The organism is Mycobacterium gastri (genome assembly GCF_002102175.1).
GTDB lineage: Bacteria > Actinomycetota > Actinomycetes > Mycobacteriales > Mycobacteriaceae > Mycobacterium > Mycobacterium gastri.
This window is the reverse complement of record NZ_LQOX01000041.1, coordinates 15442-35118: the sequence shown is the minus strand read 5'-3', so window position 1 is coordinate 35118 and position 19677 is coordinate 15442. Positions and strand designations below refer to the sequence as shown.

Below are 19677 nucleotides of genomic sequence, written 5' to 3'. Positions count from 1 at the left end.
AAACTGCCGCGCGACGGTCAGCCGGTAGGGCGGACTCGCCGGAAAAGGTCAGCCGCGGCTGACCTTGCCCGCCTTGATGCAGGACGTGCAGACGTTGATGCGCTTCTTGTTGCCCCCGGGACGGCTTACCGCCCGCACGGTCTGGACGTTAGGGTCCCACCGACGGCTGGTGCGGCGGTGGGAGTGCGACACCGACTTGCCGAAGCCGGGGCCTTTCCCGCAGATATCGCACACAGCGGCCATTGTTCAAACTCCTCAAGTCGGTTGCTGGGGGTCCGGCGATCCGGGCGGAACGGCCCGGCTGGCCCAGGCCGTCCCAGGATAGCCGGGGTCTTCGGCGAGCGCCAAAACGCCATCTGCCGCGGCCAGTGCTGTCACCCCCGCTGGCTAGGCTCGATGCAGCTTTGTCGTCCCGGCTTGGCGGCCTGCCCCGAACAGCAACCGACGCAAGCTGTCCACACTATCGGCGGGCTACGCTGGCGCCCACCGGGAGCTGGCGCAGAGGAGGTGGGGTCACGGTGGACACGCCAGGTCGTCTGCTGGACGCATCGGCCCTGCGGGATTGGGCGCACGCCGTCGTCAGCGACCTGATCACCCACATCGACGAAATCAACCGGCTGAACGTGTTCCCGGTCGCCGATTCCGACACCGGCGCGAACATGCTGTTCACCATGCGTGCGGCGCTCGCCGAGGCGGACGCGGTGGCCGGGGCCGATGACGGCTGCAGTGCGGGTGACGTCGCGCGGGTCGCTAACGCCCTGTCGTCCGGCGCGCTCAACGGGGCACGGGGAAACTCCGGGGTGATTCTGTCGCAGATTCTGCGCGGCATCGCCGACGTCACCGCGAGCGCGGCAGCGGACGGCGCACTGCCCGCGATCGACGCGGCCCTGCTCGCCGCCGCACTGTGGCGTGGGGTGGATCTGGTCATCGCCTCGATGGGCGGCGAGGAAGTCCGGGGGACCATCGTTTCGGTGCTGCGGGCCGCAGCCGCCGCCGTTCAGCAGTGCGCCGACGCCGGCGAAACCCTGGCCCAGGCGGTGACCGCCGCCGGTGATGCCGCTGTCGTCGCGCTGGAAAAGACACCCGAGCAGCTCCACGTGCTCGCCGACGCGGGTGTGGTGGACGCCGGCGGCCGGGGACTGTTGGTCATGCTGGACGCATTGCGTGCGACGCTCACCGGGCACACGTCCGTCCGCTCGGTCTACGAGCCGGCGCCGCGACCGCTGCTCGCCGAGGCGCCCGCCGGACGGCCGGCGCCACAGTTCGAGGTGATGTACCTGCTGACCGGCTGCGATGCAGCAGCGGCGGACACCCTGCGTGACCGGCTCGCGGAGCTGGGGGACTCGGTGGCGATCGCGGCCGCCCTGTCGCGGAGCTATTCGGTGCACGTGCACACCGACGACGCGGGCGCTGCTGTTGAAGCGGGAATTGCAGCGGGACAATTGAGCAGGATCGTGATCTCGGCGCTGAGCTCCGGTGCCAATGGGCTGCCGGCGGGCAGCTGGACACGGGAACGGGCCGTCCTGGCCGTCGTCGACGGCGACGGCGCCGCCGAGCTGTTCGCCGGAGAAGGGGCCTGCGTGCTGCGACCCGGCCCCGACGCCTCGGATCCATGCTCAGCACCTGCCCCCGATGTCACCGCCCATCAATTGGTGCGGGCGGTGGTGGACACCGGTGCCGCCCAGGTGATGGTGCTGCCCAACGGGTATGTCGCCGTCGAGGAGCTGGTGGCGGGCTGTACCGCGGCCCTGGGCTGGGGCGTGGACGTGGTGCCGGTCCCGACCGGGTCGATGGTTCAGGGGCTGGCTGCCCTGGCCGTGCACGACCCTGCCAGCCAGGCCGTCGACGACGGCTACACCATGGCCCGCGCCGCCGGTGCTGCCCGGCACGGCTCGGTGCGCACGGCCACCGAGCGAGCGTTGACCTGGGCCGGCACCTGTGAGCCGGGCGACGGGCTGGGCATCGCCGGCGATGAGGTGCTGATCGTGGCCGGCGATATCGCCGCGGCGGCGATCGGGCTGCTCGATCTGCTGTTGGCCTCCGGGGGCGACCTGGTGACGGTGCTGTTTGGCGCCGCGGTCGCCGACGAGGATGTCAGCGCCCTGGGTGACCTGTTGGAAAGGCACATGCACGACCGTCATCCGGGCACCGAGCTGGTGACCTATCGCACCGGTCACCGCGGCGACGTGCTGCTGATCGGGGTCGAGTAGCCATGGTGTCGCTGAGCGACCGGCTGGACTTCGTTCTGGGCGCCCCGTCGGCAAAGCCGCTCGACGAGGAGTTCGGCATGAGGACCGTCGACGACCTGTTGCGCCACTACCCGCGCAGCTACGTCGAAGGCGGGGCCAGGCGCGGCGCCGGTGACGAGCGGCCCGAACCGGGTGAGCACATCACGATCGTCGACGTCATCACCGAAACCAAGACGTTTCCCATGAGGAAGACGCCGAAGCGCCAATGCCTGCGCATCACCCTCGGCGCCGGCCGCACCAAGGTGACTGCCACGTTCTTCAATGCGGACTACATCAAGAAGGACCTCACCAAGAACACCAGGGTGATGCTCTCCGGGGAAGTCGGGTTCTTCAACGGGGTCATGCAGCTCACGCATCCGGCGTTTCTGATCCTGGACTCGCCGGACGGAAAGAACCGCGGCACCAGGTCACTGAAAAGCATCGCCGACGCCTCCAAGGCCATCAGCGGCGAATTGGCCATGGAGGAGTTCGAACGGCGCTTCTTCCCGATCTATCCGGCCAGCACCAGGGTGCAGAGCTGGGACATCTTCAAATGCGTCCGCCAGGTGCTCGAAGTCCTTGACCCGGTGGATGATCCGCTGCCCGCCGGAGTGCGCGCCGAGCATGGCCTGGTCTCCGAGGACGAGGCACTGCGGGCCATTCACCTCGGCGAGAACGAATCCGAACGCCAACGTGCCCGCGAACGCCTGACCTTCGACGAAGCCGTCGGCCTGCAATGGGCGCTGGTCGCCCGCCGGCACGGTGAGCTGTCGGAGTCCGGCCCTCCGGCGCCGCCGCGGTCCGATGGCCTGGCGGCTGAGTTGCTGGGCCGGCTGCCTTTCGAGCTGACCCCAGGCCAGCGCGAGGTGCTCGCCGTGCTTTCCGACGAGATCTCGGCGACGCGTCCGATGAACCGCTTGCTGCAGGGCGAGGTCGGTTCGGGCAAGACGATTGTCGCGGTGCTGGCCATGCTGCAGATGGTCGACGCCGGCTATCAGTGTGCCCTGCTGGCCCCCACCGAAGTGCTTGCCGCGCAACATCTTACGTCGATTCGCGATATCCTGGGCCCGCTGGCCATGGCCGGCCAGCTGGGCGGGGCGGATAACGCCACCCGGGTGACGCTGCTGACCGGCTCGATGACCGCGGGGCAAAAGAAGCAAGTCCGGGCCGAGGTGGCCGGCGGTCAGGTCGGCATCGTCGTCGGCACCCATGCGCTGTTGCAGGATGCGGTGGAGTTCCACAACCTGGGCATGGTGGTGGTCGACGAGCAACACCGCTTCGGTGTCGAGCAGCGAGATCAATTGCGCGGCAAGGCGCGTGCCGGAATCACCCCGCATCTGCTGGTGATGACCGCCACGCCGATACCGCGCACGGTCGCGCTCACCGTCTACGGCGACCTGGAAACCTCCACGCTGCGCGAACTTCCGCGGGGGCGCCAGCCGATCACCACCAACGTCATCTTCGTCAAGGACAAGCCCGCCTGGCTGGACCGGGCCTGGCAACGCATCATCGAGGAGGTCGCGGCCGGCCGCCAGGCGTATGTGGTGGCGCCCCGCATCGACGAGAGCGATGAGCCGGAGAAAGAACCCGCCGGCTCGAGGCCTTCGGAGACGGCGGAGGGCCTGTACGCGAGATTGCGCTCCCGCGAGCTGGCCAACCTGCGGTTGGGGCTCCTGCATGGGCGGTTGTCGGCCGACGAGAAGGACGCGGCGATGACGGCCTTTCGGGCCGGCCGGATCGATGTGCTGGTGTGCACCACCGTCATCGAGGTAGGCGTCGACGTCCCCAACGCCACCGTGATGCTGGTGATGGATGCCGACCGGTTCGGCATCAGCCAGCTCCACCAGCTGCGCGGCCGCATCGGGCGTGGCGCCCATCCAAGCCTGTGTCTGCTGGCCAGCTGGGTCCCGCCGGCATCGCCGGCCGGGCAGCGGCTGCGCGCGGTCGCCGAGACCATGGACGGGTTCACCCTGGCCGACCTCGACCTCAAGGAGCGCCGGGAAGGAGACGTGCTGGGCCGCAACCAGTCCGGCAAGGCGATCACGCTGCGGCTGCTGTCGCTGGCCGAGCACCGGGAGTACATCGAAGCGGCCCGCGACTTCTGCGTGCGCGCCTACGAGGATGCCGGCCAACAACCCGGGTTGGCGCTGCTGGCGGCGCGATTCACCGACACCGACCGCATCGAATACCTGGACAAATCATGAACCGCAAGACGCTGCTGGGGCTGGTGGCGGCTGCGCTACTGGCCGTGGTGGTCGCCTATCAGACACTGGGCTCGTCGGCGGCCAGGCACGCTGAGCAGTTCGCCGCGCGTGCTGACGTGCCGACGGTGCAACCCGGTACCGATGTGCTCGCCGGGGTCGCCGTGCTGCCGCAGCGCACCCACCGTTACGACTATCGCAGGGCGGCGTTCGGCGACGCCTGGGACGACAACAACGACGCCCCTGGCGGGCACAACGGCTGCGACACCCGAGACGACATCCTCAACCGCGACCTCGTCGACAAGACGTACGTGCCGACCAAGCGGTGTCCGAATGCCGTGGCAACCGGCACCCTGCATGACCCGTACACCAACGCCACCATCGCCTTCCAGCGCGGCGCCAAGGTCGGCGAATCGGTGCAGATCGACCACATCGTTCCGCTGTCCTACGCCTGGGACATGGGCGCCTACGACTGGCCGGCTCCGCAGCGGCTGCGGTTCGCCAACGATCCGGCCAACTTGCTGGCGGTGCAGGGGCAAGCCAATCAGGATAAAGGGGATTCACCCCCGGCCCAGTGGATGCCGCCCAACGCCGCATTCGCCTGTCAGTACGCCATGCAGTTCATCGCGGTGCTGCGCGGGTACTCGTTGCCGGTCGACCAGCCGTCGGCCAACGTGTTGCGTAACGCCGCGGCCACCTGCCCGGCCGGATAACCCCGGCGACTGTGCTCCCGACGACGCGACGCCGACGAACCGTCGTCACCTTCACGGTCGGCAAGCGACCCGGAGACAGCTACGTGCCGTTGTAGGTCAGCGGGTCTTCGCGAAGGCGGGTGCCGTCGTTGAGCCCGTTGAGCGCATCCAGGTGCTCGCCGGCCAATTCGAAATCGAACACGTCGAGGTTTCCGGCGATGTGCTCGGGCCGCGACGAGCGGAAGACGACTGCATTGCCCAGTTGCAGATTCCAGCGCAGCAGCACCTGTGCGGGCGTCTTGCCGTATTCACCGCCGATCGACGTCACGGTCGGGTTGTCCATCAGCCGGCCGAGAGCCAGCGGAGTGTAGGACTGGGTGACGACGTTGTGCTGCGCGTTCGACTTGCGCAGCTCGGCCTGGTTCAGCAGCGGGTGCAGCTCGATCTGGTTGACCGCGGGTGTGACGAACGTGAGGTCGATGACGTTGGACACATGTTCCTCGGTGAAGTTGGAGACCCCGATCGAGCGGGCATGTCCTTCGCCGCGCGATTGGATCATGCCGCCGAAGGCATCCACGTACTTACCCACAGCGGGGGCCGGCCAGTGAATCAGGTACAGGTCGACATAATCCAGGCCAAGTCGCTCCAAGCTTGCTTTGCAAGCCTCCTGCGCCATGGTGAAACCGTGATCGGCGGTGGCCAGCTTGGTGGTGACGAACAATTCCGCCCGCGGAATGCCGGACGCGGCGATCGCGCGGCCGACGGCCGCCTCGTTGCCGTACGCCGCGGCGGTGTCGATGAGCCGGCAGCCGACCTCCAACGCCGCCGACACCGCCCGTTCGGTTTCGCCTTCGGACAGCTCCGCGACGCCCAGGCCGAGAACCGGCATCGTGTTCTCGTCGTTAAGGGCTATTGAGGGAATCATGGCGCCCGACTCGCCGGTCAACGCATCTCACCTGCCTGTGAAATTGAAGGTTCTCGGATCAGGGCCAAGGCGGGTTCCGTCATCTGGCGACGAGATCGAGGCCATGGCGCCGCTGAGTCGAGGCGCTGATCTCGAAGTCGAACACGTCGAAGTTGCTCGCTATCCGTTTTGGGTCACCGACTTGGGGATCACGATATTACCGAGTTGAATATGCCACCTAATCAACACCTGCGCTGGTGTCCGCGCGCAGTGTCGCGCGATTGCCGTGTCACCAATCGGATGGTCCGACAACGAACGCCACCTGGTCGGGATTCGCCAATTTGGTCACCACGTACAGTTGGTCGCGGGGCACGCCGGAATTGGCAACCGCTCGCCCGGTCTCCCGTTCGTTGCGGTAGGCCACCGCGATGTCGATGTGCCGGTACCCGGCGCGCAGCCAACGCCTACTCGGTGTCCACCGGCTCAATCCGGAAGACTCCGAATCCGGCAGGCATCAATGTCGTTCAGCGTGAGCTCGCGTTTTCCTAAGCGGTTGACATAGGAGAAACCCATGACCAAGAGTCTGCCCGGCACGCCGGACCTTCAACCCGAGCTGACCTGCGTACCGATGCGGTGGACGCGTCGCATCCAGAGCACCGTCACCGGTGCGGGCGTCAAAGTCATCCCGTGGATTCCGGCCCCGGCCAAGCGGCTTCTCACGCGCGGTCGTTCCGTCGTCATTGACGGCAACACCCTTGATCCCACGCTGCAGTTGATGCTGTCGGGCATGCGGGCCGTCGGCCTCGACGGCCTGGTGATCGACGATGACCCGGATGCTTCCCGTGCCAACATGCGGGAGGCGACCCTGGGATTCGGCGGTCCGCAGATTCACGTCGAGGTCGAAGAAATCACGCTGCCCGGGCCGGCCGGTGACATCCGGGCACGGCACTATCGCGCGCCCGGCGGCGTGGCCGCACCGCTGCTGGTCTTCTATCACGGCGGCGGCTGGGTGATCGGCGACCTGGACACCCACGACGCGGTGTGCCGCTTAACGTGCCGCGATGCCGGCATACACGTGCTGTCGATCGACTACCGGCTGGCTCCCGAGCAGCACGCCCCGGCGGGGATCGACGACGCGTTTGCGGCCTTCACGTGGGCCTACGAGCACGCTGGCGAACTCGGTGCCATCCCCGGGCGGATTGCGGTGGGCGGCGACAGCGCGGGCGGCAATCTGGCGGCCGTCGTGTGCCAACTGGCCAAAGACAGCGGAGGCCCGGCTCCGGTGTTGCAGTGGCTGATCTATCCGCGCACCGACTTCACCGCGCAGACCCGCTCACTGAGCCTGTTCGCCCGTGGTTTCCTGCTGACCAAACGAGACATCGACTGGTTCCAGGCGAAGTATCTGCGCGGCTCCGGGATCGACCCCACCGATCCGCGGGTGTCGCCGTTGCGGGCCGAGTCGCTGTCAGGTCTGCCGCCGGCGCTGATCGTGGTCGCCGGATTCGACCCGCTGCGCGATGAGGGCGAGCAGTACGCGGCGGCGTTGCGGGCCGCCGGGACCGCGGTGGATCTGCGCCGCGAGGGTTCGTTGACGCATGGCTTCCTCAATTTGTTTCCGCTCGGCGGTGCCAGTGCCACCGCGACGAGCGAGCTGATTTCGGCGTTGCGTGCGCACCTGAGCCGGGTCTGAGCCGTACCCGGAGGGCCGCCGGTACTCTAGAGGCGCCAGCAGCGCAGGCTATTCATCAAGTGAGGATCGGGAACCCGTGGCCGACAAAAACAAACGCCCTCCGCGGATCGACCTGAAGTCGCCCGACGGCAAATTCGGCCGGCTGGTGCAGATCGGTGGCACCGCGATTGTCGTGCTCTTTGCCGTTGCCCTGGTGTTTTACATCGTCACCTCGCACAACAAGAAGGGCGGCGCCACCGGGTCCCTTGATGCGATCCGGGTGACGTCCAGCAAGCTGGTCACCCAGCCCGGAACCCGCAACCCCAAGGCCGTGGTGTCGTTCTACGAGGATTTCCTGTGTCCGGCGTGCGGGAACTTCGAGCGCGGATTCGGTCCGACCGTATCCAGGCTCATTGACATCGGCGCTATCGCGGCCGATTACACGATGGTGGATATCCTTTCCAGCCCGCGCAACGACAATTACTCGGCGCGCGCGGCGGCCGCGGCGTACTGCGTCGCCGACGAGTCCATCGATGCGTTCCGCCGGTTCCACAGCGCGTTGTTCAGCAAAGACATCCAGCCGTCCGAAGTCGGCAAGACCTTCCCCGACAACGCAAAGCTGATCGAGCTCGCCCGCGAAGCCGGTGTCGTCGGCAAGGCGCCTGACTGCATCAACAGCGGAAAGTACCTCTCCAAGGTCGACGGGCTGGCCACGGCCGCGAACATCCACGCGACCCCGACCGTCAAGATCAACGGCACTGAATACGAATGGTCGACGCCGGAGGCGCTGGTGGCCAAGATCAAAGAGATCGTCGGCGACATTCCGGGCATGGACACGGCGGCAACCGCTCCGGCAGCTTGACCACGATGGTCTTAGCCGAACCCGCCGATCTGACTCCGGACCCAGCGGGCGGAGTGCGAGTGCCCGCGCTCAGTGCGTGGTGGGTGTTGATCGCCGGCGCGTTCGGCCTGCTCGCCTCGATGACGCTGACGGTGGAGAAGATCGGGGTTCTGCTCGACCGGGATTACGTGCCGTCGTGCAACATCAACCCGATCATGTCGTGCGGCTCGGTGATGGGAACCCCGCAGGCAACACTGCTGGGCCTGCCCAACCCGGTGGTCGGCATTGTGGGGTTCACCGTGGTGGTGGTCACCGGCGTGCTGGCGGTGACGAAAGTGCTTCTGCCGCGCTGGTATTGGACCGCACTGACGGTGGGTGTCCTGGCCGGCACGGGGTTCGTGCACTGGCTGATCTTCCAGAGCCTGTACCGCATCGGGGCGTTGTGCCCGTACTGCATGCTGGTCTGGGTAGTCACCATCACACTGCTGGTGGTGGTGGCGTCGATCGCGTTTCGTCCGGTGCTCGCCGAGCGGGACAGCGCCGTCCTGCGGGTGCTCTTCCAATGGCGGTGGTCGATCGCTACGCTGTGGTTCACCGCGGTGTTCCTGCAGATCATGGTCCGTTTCTGGAACTATTGGTCGACACTGATCTGAGAAGGGTCGAGCGTGATCGCCAAAGTGCTGGTGGCCAATCGCGGGGAAATTGCGATCCGGGCATTTCGCGCGGCCTACGAGCTCGGTATCGGCACGGTGGCCGTCTACGCCTACGAGGATCGCAATTCGCTGCATCGGTCCAAGGCCGACGAGTCCTACCAGATCGGGGAAATCGGGCATCCGGTACGTGCCTATCTGTCGGTCGACGAGATCGTGGAAACCGCCCGCCGCGCCGGTGCTGACGCGGTCTACCCCGGTTACGGGTTCTTGTCGGAGAACCCCGAGTTGGCCAGGGCATGTGCGGCAGCGGGCATCACCTTCGTCGGCCCCGGCGCCGAAGTGCTTGAGCTGACTGGAAATAAGTCCCGGGCCGTCGCCGCCGCCCGGGAAGCGGGACTGCCGGTGCTGGCGTCGTCGGTGCCGTCGGCCTCGGTCGAGGAGCTGGTCTCGGCCGCCGCGAGCATGCGGTTTCCGTTGTTCGTCAAGGCGGTTGCCGGCGGTGGCGGCCGCGGTATGCGCCGGGTCGGCGAGATCGCCACGCTGCCGGACGCCGTCGAAGTCGCCAGCCGCGAAGCCGAATCAGCGTTCGGGGACCCGACGGTCTATCTCGAACAGGCGGTGTTGCGCCCGCGCCACATCGAAGTGCAGATTCTCGCGGATACCGGCGGCAACGTGATCCACCTCTACGAGCGGGACTGCAGTGTGCAGCGTCGCCATCAGAAGGTCATCGAACTGGCGCCCGCCCCGAACCTGCCCGCCGAATTGCGGACCAAGATCTGTACCGACGCCGTCGTGTTCGCCCGCCACATCGGCTACAGCGGCGCCGGAACGGTCGAGTTTCTGCTGGACCAAAGCGGGGATTACGTCTTCATCGAGATGAATCCGCGGATTCAGGTGGAACACACCGTCACCGAGGAGATCACCGACGTGGACCTGGTCTCCAGCCAGCTGCGCATCGCCGCGGGGGAGACGCTCGACGACCTGGGTCTTGAGCAGCAGGCCATCCGGCCGCACGGCGCGGCACTGCAGTGCCGGATCACCACCGAGGATCCGGCCAACGGATTCCGGCCCGACACCGGCCGGATCAGCGCGCTGCGTACCCCCGGGGGCGCCGGCATCCGACTGGACGGCAGCACCAACCTCGGCGCCGAGATCAGCGCCCACTTCGATTCCATGCTGGTCAAGCTCACCTGCCGGGGCCGTGACTTCCCGACCGCGGTGAACCGGGCGCGCCGGGCCATGGCGGAGTTCCGGATTCGGGGGGTGTCGACGAACATCCCGTTCCTGCAAGCGGTTCTGGATGATTCCGATTTCCAGGCCGGCATCATAACGACGTCGTTCATCGACGAGCGCCCCCAGCTGCTGACCGCGCGATCGTCGGCCGACCGGGGCACCAAGATCCTCAACTATCTGGCCGACGTCACCGTCAACAAACCGCACGGCACCCGGCCGTCGAAGGTGTACCCGCAGGACAAGCTGCCCGACGTCGACCTGGACACCCCGCCGCCGGCGGGCTCCAAGCAACGGCTGGCCGAATTGGGGCCGGAGGGTTTCGCGCGCTGGCTGCGGGAATCGGCGGCGGTGCGGTTGACCGACACGACATTTCGTGACGCGCATCAGTCGCTGCTGGCCACCCGGGTGCGCACCAGCGGACTGATGATGGTGGCGCCGTATCTGGCCCGCAGCATGCCGCAGCTGCTGTCGGTGGAGTGCTGGGGCGGTGCGACTTACGATGTGGCACTTCGCTTTCTAAAAGAAGACCCATGGGAGCGGCTGGCCGCGCTGCGCCAGGCGATCCCCAACATCTGCCTGCAGATGCTGCTGCGGGGCCGCAATACCGTGGGCTACACCCCCTATCCCGAGGTGGTGACGTCGGCGTTCATCGACGAGGCCACCGCCACGGGCATCGACATCTTCCGAATCTTCGACGCGCTCAACAACCTCGAGTCGATGCGCCCGGCGATCGACGCCGTACGCGAAACCGGTTCTGCGGTAGCCGAAGTCGCGATGTGCTACACCGGCGACCTGGCTGACCCCGGTGAGCGGCTGTACACGCTCGACTACTACCTGAGGCTGGCCGAGTCCATCGTGGAGGCCGGCGCCCAGGTGCTGGCCATCAAGGACATGGCGGGGCTGTTGCGGGCCCCAGCGGCGCGAAAGTTGGTCACGGCCTTGCGAAGTCGCTTCGATCTGCCGGTGCACGTGCATACCCACGACACTCCGGGCGGTCAGTTGGCCAGCTATGTCGCCGCCTGGCACGCCGGGGCCGACGCCGTCGACGGCGCAGCTGCGCCGCTGGCGGGCACCACCAGCCAGCCCGCGCTGAGTTCGATCGTGGCCGCCGCAGCACACACCGACTACGACACCGGTTTGTCGCTTGCCGCGGTCTGCGCTCTGGAGCCCTTTTGGGAAGCGCTGCGAAAAGTGTATGCGCCCTTTGAATCCGGCCTTCCCGGGCCGACGGGGCGGGTCTACCATCACGAGATTCCGGGCGGTCAGCTATCGAACCTGCGACAGCAGGCGATCGCCCTGGGCTTGGGGGACCGGTTCGAGGAGGTCGAGGAGGCATACGCCGGCGCCGACCGAATCCTGGGCCGGCTGATCAAGGTCACGCCGTCGTCGAAGGTCGTCGGTGATCTGGCACTCGCCCTGGTCGGTGCCGGGGTAAGCGCCGATGAATTCGCCTCCGACCCGGCACGATTCGATATCCCGGATTCGGTGTTGGGATTCCTGCGGGGCGAGTTGGGCGATCCGCCCGGCGGGTGGCCCGAGCCGTTGCGCAGCACGGCGCTAGCCGGCCGGGCGCCGGCCAAACCCGCCGGACAACTGACGGGCGACGACGAGGCGGCTCTGGCGGTGCCGGGACCCAAACGGCAGGCCGTGTTGAATCGGTTGCTCTTCCCTGGTCCCACAAAGGAATTCGAGGAACACCGGGAGACGTACGGGGACACCTCGCAGTTGTCGGCCAACCAGTTCTTCTACGGGTTGCGGCAGGGCGAAGAGCACCGGGTGAAGCTGGAACGGGGTGTGGAACTGTTGATCGGTCTGGAGGCGATCTCCGAGCCCGACGAACGCGGTATGCGGACGGTGATGTGCATCATCAACGGCCAGTTGCGGCCGGTGCTGGTGCGCGACAGCAGCATTGCCAGCGTGGTCCCGGCCGCCGAGAAGGCCGACCGCGGAAATCCGGCCCACATCGCCGCGCCGTTCGCCGGGGTTGTCACCGTCGCCGTGTCCGCCGGCGAACAGGTCACGGCCGGCCAGACCGTCGCCACCATCGAGGCGATGAAGATGGAGGCTCCGATCACCGCCCCCAACGACGGCACCGTGCAGCGGGTGGCGGTCTCGGATACCGCCCAGGTCGAGGGCGGGGACCTGCTGGCGGTGGTGAGCTGACCCGGATCATCGGCGGAGTCGCCGGGGGACGGCGGCTCTGGGTACCCCCGCGGGGGACCAGGCCCACCACCGATCGGGTCCGCGAATCGCTGTTCAACATTGTGAGCGCACGCCGGCAGCTGACCGGCCTGGCCGTGCTGGACCTCTATGCCGGTTCGGGAGCACTCGGGCTGGAGGCACTGTCGCGCGGGGCCGCGTCGGCGCTGTTCGTGGAGGCCGACCGGCGCACCGCGGCCGTCATCGTGCGCAACATCAAGACCCTGGGTCTGACCGGTGCCGTAGTGCGCCGGGGCATGGTGGCCGCTGTGTTAGCGGCAGGGACGTCGACTCCGGTGGACCTGGTGCTGGCCGACCCGCCCTATGACGTCGGCACCGCGGATATCGATGCCGTGCTGGCGGCGTTGAGCACCCACGGCTGGGTCCGGCAAGGCACCATCGCCGTGGTGGAGCGACCGGTCACGAGTGCGCCGTTGACCTGGCCGGAGGGCTGGACCGGGTGGCCCGAGCGGGTCTATGGAGACACCCGGCTGGAGTTGGCCGAGCTCGCTGAACTGGCCTGCTAGCGTCTCGGTCATGGGCGCCGCTCCTCAGCATCACTTCGTTCTGCATCGTCGCCGGCCTCGTCTCATGGGCGCCGCTTTCCCCCGCAAGCGGGTGGTACCCCCACAGCATCACTTCGTTCTGCCTCGTCGCCGGCGCGGGTCGTGAGCGGCGCCGTATGCCCGGGGTCGTTCGACCCGGTGACGTTGGGCCACATCGACGTTTTCGAACGTGCCGCTGCCCAGTTCGACGAGGTGGTGGTGGCGATCCTGACCAATCCCACCAAAATGGGCATGTTCGACCTGGACGAGCGGATCTCGATGATCAACGAGTCGACGACGCACCTGCCCAACTTGCGGGTGGAGGCAGGACAAGGTCTGGTGGTCGACTTCGTCAGGTCCCGGGGGATGAGCGCCATCGTTAAGGGTCTGCGCACCGGCACCGACTTCGAATACGAGTTGCAGATGGCGCAGATGAACAAGCACATCGCCGGCGTCGACACTTTTTTCGTCGCGACCGCGCCGCGGTATTCGTTCGTGTCCTCGTCGCTGGCCAAAGAGGTGGCGATGCTCGGTGGCGATGTGTCGGAGTTGCTGCCCGAGCCGGTGAACCGGCGACTGCGCGAAAAGCTCTCCGGCTGAAGCCAAATGGGCCCGGTCCGGTGGAGCGGACCAGGCCCGTCGGCGTGCGTGCTGGCGATGCCTAGCTGGGGTCAAAGCATTCGTAGAACGTCTGCGTCGCGTAGTCGTAACAGGTGTAGGTGCCGTATGCCTGGTGGCTGGGGGCCGGATCGGCGGCGCCGACACTGGCTCCCAGGGCGGCCAGGCCGATGGCCGAGGCCAGCAGGGACATGCCGGCGAGGGCGCGAAGATGGGTGGTCGACATTGATACCTCTCTTTGCGTTGTTGTGTTTGCTTGGTTGGGATTTCGGGTGGGCGGTCGTGGCCGTTGCACAAAGGCTGACGGCCGGCGCTTGGCGAAACCTTGGGGGATCCTTGGCGGGTACGACGAACACCGCGGGCGGCCGGGTCTGCGGTAGGCCCGGCCGGTGTGTCTACGGCTAACGCACGGACCAGTCGGCGTCAGAAGACAATGGTCTGGTTGTGGTGCACGATGACCCGGTCCTGGCAGTGCCAGAGGACGGCGCGGGAGAGCACCGCGCGTTCGACGTCGGCGCCGACCCGCACCAGGTCTTCGACGGTGTAATTGTGGTCGACGCGAACGACGTCTTGTTCGATGATCGGGCCCTCGTCGAGAACCTCGGTCACGTAGTGAGCCGTCGCGCCGATCAGCTTGACGCCGCGTTCCCGTGCGCGTTTGTACGGGGCCGCGCCGGTGAAGGCAGGAAGGAACGAATGATGAATGTTGATCAGCGGGCAGCCGATTGCGGCCAGGAATGCTGGGCTGAGGATCTGCATGTACCGGGCGAGTATCACCAAATCGACGTTGCCGCTGAGCAATTGAAGCTGCCGCTGCTCGGCTTCGGCACGTGTGTCACGGGTGGCGGGGATGTGCACGAATGGCACCCCGAACGGGCGGACATGGTCGGCCAGCTCAGGATGGTTGGCGATCACCATGACGACAGACATCTCCAGCTCGCCGCGACGGTTGCGCCACAACAGGTCTAACAAGCAGTGATCACTCGTCGAGGCCATGATGGCGACCCGTTTGGGTTTGGCGGCCTCGGTGAACCGGTAATCGATGTCGAACGTGCTGGCCACGGATGTGCCGAAGTCGCGTTGCAGCCCGTCGATGGCCGCGGTCAGGCCGGGTAAGTGGAAGATAGCGCGCTGCAGGAATGTTCCGCCCTCCGGCGCGGTGGAGTGCTGGTCCAGGGAGATGATGTTCGCGCCGGCTCGGGCCAAGAACCCGCTCACCGCGGCGATGATTCCGGGGCGGTCGTGGCAACGCAGCAACAGCCGGCCGATATCGGCCGGCTGCGGCGGACCGCCAGGCGGCGGCGGATAGGTATCAGACATTGCCGCAGGCCAGGATACGCTGACTGCAGCGCTAGTGGCACTGATGACTGTGATCGTGCTGGTGGCTTTGCGAGTCGGGGGAGCCGCCCATCATGCGCAGCATCGGGATCCCGCCCGTGGCGACGAACCGGAGCACCAGGGTCGCCGCGATGACGAGAAAGACGATGTTGAGCCAGGTGGTGTAGTTCCACGAAATGCCGGCGTGCATGACCATGGCACTGCGCTCACCGGGAATGAGATTGGCTGCGCCGAAAAGTAATTCGACGAGGTATCCGGCGACGACCATCGAGGCGTAGAAGGTGCCGAGCAGCGTCAGCGTCATCTTCGTCCCGTAGTACTTCCGATAGATGTTCAAGATCGGCAAGATCAACAGGTCGGCGAAAATGAACGCGATGACGCCGCCGAAGCTGATCCCGCCGTTCCAGAGCACTGCGGCAAGTGGCACATTGCCGATCGAGCAGACGAATGAAATGACCGCGACGAAGGGGCCGACGATCGGTCCCCACAGCGCCGACCAGAATGGATGGTCAGTCAAAAAGAAGTGCTGCCAGAAGTTTTCGGGAACCCACGCCGCGACGGCTCCGGCGATCAGCAGGCCCACGATCAGGTCCCGCAGAATCGCCGCCCACTCCATGACGAACACGTGCGACACCGAGGTAAAGGCTCGCCCGGAAGACAGCCGCCGCCAAAACGAGCCTTCTCCGCCGACCGACATATCCATGGCGGCGTGACCTTCCATGGAGCCGGCAAGCCCCTGGTCGGCTTGCTCACGGGCGGCGTCGATCAGTCGGGAGCGCACGAACAGGCGGAACAACAGAGCCAGCACGATGATCATCAGCGGGCCGCCGACGAACTCCGCGGCGGTGAACTGCCAGCCCATCAACAACGCCAGGATGATGCCCAACTCCACGACGAGATTGGTGGAACTGATCTCGAATGCCATGGCGGCGGTGAAGTTCGCGCCTTTGCGGAACAGCGACCGCGCCAGCGCCACTGCCGCATACGAGCACGATGACGATGCGGCCCCCAGTCCGGCGGCTACCGCCAGGGTGCGGGGCTTGTCGTCACCCATGAGGGCCACAATCGTCTCGCGGCGCACCACGGCCTGCACCATCGCCGATAACGCGAAGCCCAGGATCAGCGCCCACAAGATTTCCCACGTCATAGACCCCGCCAGCGCCAATGCATGGCCCACCGCTGCTAGCGCTTTGTCCACCACCCGGGCCTCCGCTTCGATTGCATATTCGGGCGAATCATATGGGCGGCTGCACCCACCCGGACAACATATACCCCCATGGGGTATATGTCAAGGTTCCGCTCCGGCGCTTCGGAACCGCTGCTCCGACACTGCATCGCCACCTTTAAACCGTTGGCGTGCAACGAGATAAGCTCTGTCGACACGGCAAGCGCCAGAGCTTTTCGACAACAGCTTGCGGATCCGCGTTGCCGCACCTGGCCGGGCGCTACCGCCGTCGTCGACGACGGCGGCCGGGACTTTCGGCATTTCGCAACGGCACGCCAGCACGCCATCACGCCAGATCGGCCGGTCGGCCCCGCTGGCCCGACTGCCGATCGACCGCCCGGGCCCGCTTTTGTTCGGATTTGTTCGGATTTCGCCGAGTGCGGAGGCGTCGTGCGTGTACGCTACGGCGTCGGGGTGCGGCGTAACGTGTAACGGTCGCCAGCGACGTGAGAAGGAACGCGGGCATGAGCATCGCATCGAACGCACCCGAGCCTGCCGCCCGCAGGGTGCGAATCCTGTTCATCGCGGAGGCGGTGACCCTGGCCCACGTCGTGCGGCCGTTCGTGCTGGCCCGCTCGTTGGACCCGAGCCGTTACGAGGTCTACTTCGCTTGCGATCCGCGGTACAACACGCTGCTGGGGCCGATGCCTTTTCCGTACCACCCGATCCACACCATCCCCAGCGAGCGGTTCCTCGGCAACTTGACCCAGGGCCGTTTCTACGCCGCACGGACGTTGCGCAGGTATGTCGAGGAGGACCGCAAGGTGCTGGCCGAGATCGCGCCGGACCTGGTCGTCGGCGACCTTCGCGTTTCCCTCTCGGTCAGCGCCCGGCTGGCCGGCATCCCCTATATCGCCATCGCGAACGCCTATTGGAGTCCCTACGCCCGCCGCCGGTTTCCGCTGCCGGACACGCTGTGGACGCGCCTGCTCGGCGTCCGGCTGGTCAGGATCCTGTACCGCCTGGAACGCCCGTTGCTCTTCGCTCTTCAGTGCCTGCCGCTCAATTGGGTCCGGCGCAGGCATGGGTTGCCGACTCTGGGGTGGAACCTGTGCCGCATTTTCACCGACGGGGACTACACGCTGTACGCCGATGTGCCCGAGCTGGTGCCGACCTATGATTTGCCGGCCAACCATCGGTATCTGGGTCCGGTTTTGTGGTCGCCCGCGGTGCGGCCGCCGCCGTGGTGGGATTCGCTGCCGGCCGACCGGCCGATCGTCTACGCGACCCTGGGCACTTCGGGCGGCACGAACCTGTTGCAGGTGGTGCTGGACGCGCTGGCTGACCTGCCGGTGACGGTGATCGCGGCCACGGCCGATCGCAGCGACCTGACCAACGTGCCGGCCAATGCGTTGGTGGCCGACTACCTGCCGGGCGAGGCGGCCGCGGCCCGTTCGGCGGTGGTGGTCTGCAATGGTGGCAGCCTGACCACGCAGCAGGCCTTGCTGGCCGGGGTGCCGGTGGTCGGGATTGCCAGCAACCTCGACCAGCACCTGAACATGGAGGCCCTCGAGCGCGCCGGTGCCGGGATGCTGCTGCGAACCGAACGGCTCAACCGCCGCCGGGTGGCCGATGCCGTGCGGCAGGCCCTCGGTGACCCCGGCTATCGGCAGGCCGCCCGGCGGCTCGCCGAAGCCCTGGGACGCGACTTCGACGGGTTCTCCCAGCACGTCTACACCGCGTTGCGCCTCAGGCCCGACAGCGTGGGCGTGACGTCACCGACCGGCTGGCAGCGAAATCTGCGGACCGGCTAGCGCCACCGACCGCCCCGGGCCACCGCGTGTCCGCGGTTTGCCCGGAGTTTCCGGGGCACGCGTGGGGCGTGTACTCTACGGCCCCGGACCCAGGGTAACGATCAACGGTCGCCAATGACGTGAGAATGGGCGCGAACATGAGTTGCGTCGGGTCGTTGAGCGGTGTCTGGAGGGCGCGATGAGGATGGTGCACCGGTGAGCACCGAACCGAGCGCTTCTGAGCCCGGCGCCCGCAGGTTGCGGATCCTGTTCGTCGGGGAAGCCGCGACCCTGTCCCATGTCGTGCGGCCGTACACGCTGGCGCGGTCGTTGGACCCGAGTCGTTACGAGGTCCACTTCGCCTGCGACCCACGATTCAACAAGCTGCTGGGCCCGATGCCTTTTCAGCACCATCCGATCTACACCATCCCCAGCGAGCGGGTTCTGGCCAAGATCGCTCAGGGCCGACTCTTCTACAACACGCGAACGTTGCGCAGGTATGTCGAGGAGGACCGCAAGGTGCTGGCCGAGATCGCGCCGGACGTGGTCGTCGGCGACAATCGTCTGTCGCTCTCGGTCAGCGCCCGGCTGGCCGGCATCCCCTATATCGCCATCGCGAACGCCTATTGGAGTCCCTACGCCCGCCGCCGGTTTCCGCTGCCGGACACGCTGTGGACGCGCCTGCTCGGCGTCCGGCTGGTCACATTCCTGTTCTGGCTGTACCGCCCGCTGATCTTCGCCCTCTATTGCCTGCCGCTCAATTGGGTCCGGCGCAGGCATGGGTTGCCGACTCTGGGGTGGAACCTGTGCCGCATTTTCACCGACGGGGACTACACGCTGTACGCCGATGTGCCCGAGCTGGTGCCGACCTATGATTTGCCGGCCAACCATCGGTATCTGGGTCCGGTTTTGTGGTCGCCCGCGGTGCGGCCGCCGCCGTGGTGGGATTCGCTGCCGGCCGACCGGCCGATCGTCTATGCGACCCTGGGCACTTCGGGCGGCACGAACCTGTTGCAGGTGGTGCTGGACGCGCTGGCTGACCTGCCGGTGACGGTGATCGCGGCCACGGCCGATCGCAGCGACCTGACCAACGTGCCGGCCAATGCGTTGGTGGCCGATTACCTGCCGGGCGAGGCGGCCGCGGCCCGTTCGGCGGTGGTGGTCTGCAATGGTGGCAGCCTGACCACGCAGCAGGCCTTGCTGGCCGGGGTGCCGGTGGTCGGGATTGCCAGCAACCTCGACCAGCACCTGAACATGGAGGCCCTCGAGCGCGCCGGTGCCGGGATGCTGCTGCGAACCGAACGGCTCAACCGCCGCCGGGTGGCCGATGCCGTGCAGCAGGCCCTCGGTGACCCCGGCTATCGGCAGGCCGCCCGGCGGCTCGCCGAAGCCCTGGGACGCGACTTCGACGGGTTCTCCCAGCACGTCTACACCGCGTTGCACCTCAGGCCCGAGGACGCGGCCCGAGGCGTCGCGACCGAAGGTCGGTAGGGGCAACTGTGTTCTGCCCCAACCGGATTCGAATAGTCAACCGTTTCCGGATTTCGGGCGAACCAAGGCCCGGCTGGTCGATGCCGGGGTGAGTAAGCATTGTGGTG

16 protein-coding genes and 2 pseudogenes are annotated in these 19677 nt (G+C 66.9%); 11 read left to right on the top strand and 7 right to left on the bottom strand.

Annotated elements, in window-relative coordinates:
- Nucleotides 1-48: 48 nt before the first annotated feature.
- Complete coding sequence (gene rpmB, locus AWC07_RS02870; RefSeq protein ID WP_023372203.1) at nucleotides 49-243, bottom strand: 50S ribosomal protein L28; 195 nt, start codon at nucleotides 241-243, stop codon at nucleotides 49-51.
- A gap of 296 nt (nucleotides 244-539) precedes the next feature.
- Here rpmB and AWC07_RS02865 point away from each other — a divergent pair, with 296 nt between their 5' ends.
- Genes AWC07_RS02865 through AWC07_RS02855 form a run of 3 tightly spaced genes read left to right on the top strand, consistent with a single transcriptional unit; the run spans nucleotide 540 to nucleotide 5142 of the window.
- The gene (locus AWC07_RS02865; RefSeq protein ID WP_139829507.1) at nucleotides 540-2210 is read left to right on the top strand and encodes a DAK2 domain-containing protein; all 1671 of its coding nucleotides are present in this window, start codon (nucleotides 540-542) and stop codon (nucleotides 2208-2210) included.
- A 2-nt stretch (nucleotides 2211-2212) separates the two neighbouring features.
- Complete coding sequence (gene recG / locus AWC07_RS02860) at nucleotides 2213-4432, top strand: ATP-dependent DNA helicase RecG (protein ID WP_036417192.1); 2220 nt, start codon at nucleotides 2213-2215, stop codon at nucleotides 4430-4432.
- Complete coding sequence (locus AWC07_RS02855) at nucleotides 4429-5142, top strand: HNH endonuclease family protein (protein ID WP_036417194.1); 714 nt, start codon at nucleotides 4429-4431, stop codon at nucleotides 5140-5142. Before recG ends, AWC07_RS02855 begins: the two co-directional genes overlap by 4 nt.
- Before the next feature lie 79 nt (nucleotides 5143-5221).
- Here the strand turns inward: AWC07_RS02855 and AWC07_RS02850 are convergent, their stop codons facing one another.
- From AWC07_RS02850 to AWC07_RS29985, 3 genes and pseudogenes are all read right to left on the bottom strand, one after another.
- On the bottom strand, nucleotides 5222-6067 hold the full coding sequence (locus AWC07_RS02850) for an aldo/keto reductase (RefSeq protein ID WP_139829504.1): 846 nt from the start codon (nucleotides 6065-6067) through the stop codon (nucleotides 5222-5224).
- 6 nt (nucleotides 6068-6073) lie between these two features.
- Nucleotides 6074-6313 (bottom strand): annotated as a pseudogene (locus AWC07_RS29990) (aldo/keto reductase); the annotation flags it as partial.
- Between the two features lies 1 nt (nucleotide 6314).
- Nucleotides 6315-6512 carry an aldo/keto reductase gene (locus AWC07_RS29985; RefSeq protein WP_482805306.1) on the bottom strand — a complete coding sequence of 66 codons (198 nt, stop codon included), beginning with the start codon at nucleotides 6510-6512 and terminating at the stop codon, nucleotides 6315-6317.
- A 141-nt stretch (nucleotides 6513-6653) separates the two neighbouring features.
- On the opposite strand from AWC07_RS29985, the gene AWC07_RS02840 reads away from it, so the two are divergent.
- From AWC07_RS02840 to coaD, 6 genes are all read left to right on the top strand, one after another.
- Nucleotides 6654-7715 carry an alpha/beta hydrolase gene (locus tag AWC07_RS02840; RefSeq protein ID WP_279628852.1) on the top strand — a complete coding sequence of 354 codons (1062 nt, stop codon included), beginning with the start codon at nucleotides 6654-6656 and terminating at the stop codon, nucleotides 7713-7715.
- Between the two features lie 76 nt (nucleotides 7716-7791).
- Nucleotides 7792-8556: a DsbA family protein gene (locus AWC07_RS02835; protein WP_036410863.1), complete on the top strand. Its 765-nt coding sequence runs from the start codon at nucleotides 7792-7794 to the stop codon at nucleotides 8554-8556.
- A 5-nt stretch (nucleotides 8557-8561) separates the two neighbouring features.
- Complete coding sequence (locus AWC07_RS02830; protein ID WP_036410864.1) at nucleotides 8562-9188, top strand: vitamin K epoxide reductase family protein; 627 nt, start codon at nucleotides 8562-8564, stop codon at nucleotides 9186-9188.
- A gap of 12 nt (nucleotides 9189-9200) precedes the next feature.
- Nucleotides 9201-12584 carry a pyruvate carboxylase gene (locus AWC07_RS02825; protein WP_036410866.1) on the top strand — a complete coding sequence of 1128 codons (3384 nt, stop codon included), beginning with the start codon at nucleotides 9201-9203 and terminating at the stop codon, nucleotides 12582-12584.
- Nucleotides 12581-13147, top strand: coding sequence for a 16S rRNA (guanine(966)-N(2))-methyltransferase RsmD (gene rsmD / locus AWC07_RS02820; RefSeq protein ID WP_036410875.1), 567 nt, complete (start codon nucleotides 12581-12583; stop codon nucleotides 13145-13147). The genes AWC07_RS02825 and rsmD overlap by 4 nt, the downstream gene beginning before the upstream one ends.
- A gap of 141 nt (nucleotides 13148-13288) precedes the next feature.
- Nucleotides 13289-13765, top strand: a complete 477-nt coding sequence (coaD, locus tag AWC07_RS02815; RefSeq protein WP_036410867.1) for a pantetheine-phosphate adenylyltransferase — start codon at nucleotides 13289-13291, stop codon at nucleotides 13763-13765.
- A 61-nt stretch (nucleotides 13766-13826) separates the two neighbouring features.
- Here coaD and AWC07_RS02810 read toward each other — a convergent pair whose 3' ends face one another.
- From AWC07_RS02810 to AWC07_RS02800, 3 genes are all read right to left on the bottom strand, one after another.
- Nucleotides 13827-14009: a hypothetical protein gene (locus AWC07_RS02810; protein WP_036410869.1), complete on the bottom strand. Its 183-nt coding sequence runs from the start codon at nucleotides 14007-14009 to the stop codon at nucleotides 13827-13829.
- A gap of 197 nt (nucleotides 14010-14206) precedes the next feature.
- Complete coding sequence (gene purU, locus AWC07_RS02805; RefSeq protein WP_036410871.1) at nucleotides 14207-15103, bottom strand: formyltetrahydrofolate deformylase; 897 nt, start codon at nucleotides 15101-15103, stop codon at nucleotides 14207-14209.
- Between the two features lie 31 nt (nucleotides 15104-15134).
- Nucleotides 15135-16322 carry a permease gene (locus AWC07_RS02800; RefSeq protein ID WP_425271213.1) on the bottom strand — a complete coding sequence of 396 codons (1188 nt, stop codon included), beginning with the start codon at nucleotides 16320-16322 and terminating at the stop codon, nucleotides 15135-15137.
- A gap of 391 nt (nucleotides 16323-16713) precedes the next feature.
- On the opposite strand from AWC07_RS02800, the pseudogene AWC07_RS02795 reads away from it, so the two are divergent.
- Nucleotides 16714-18100: pseudogene (locus tag AWC07_RS02795) on the top strand (glycosyltransferase).
- Nucleotides 18101-18262: 162 nt separating this feature from the next.
- Nucleotides 18263-19570: a glycosyltransferase gene (locus AWC07_RS02790; protein ID WP_139829503.1), complete on the top strand. Its 1308-nt coding sequence runs from the start codon at nucleotides 18263-18265 to the stop codon at nucleotides 19568-19570.
- Nucleotides 19571-19677: the final 107 nt, after the last annotated feature.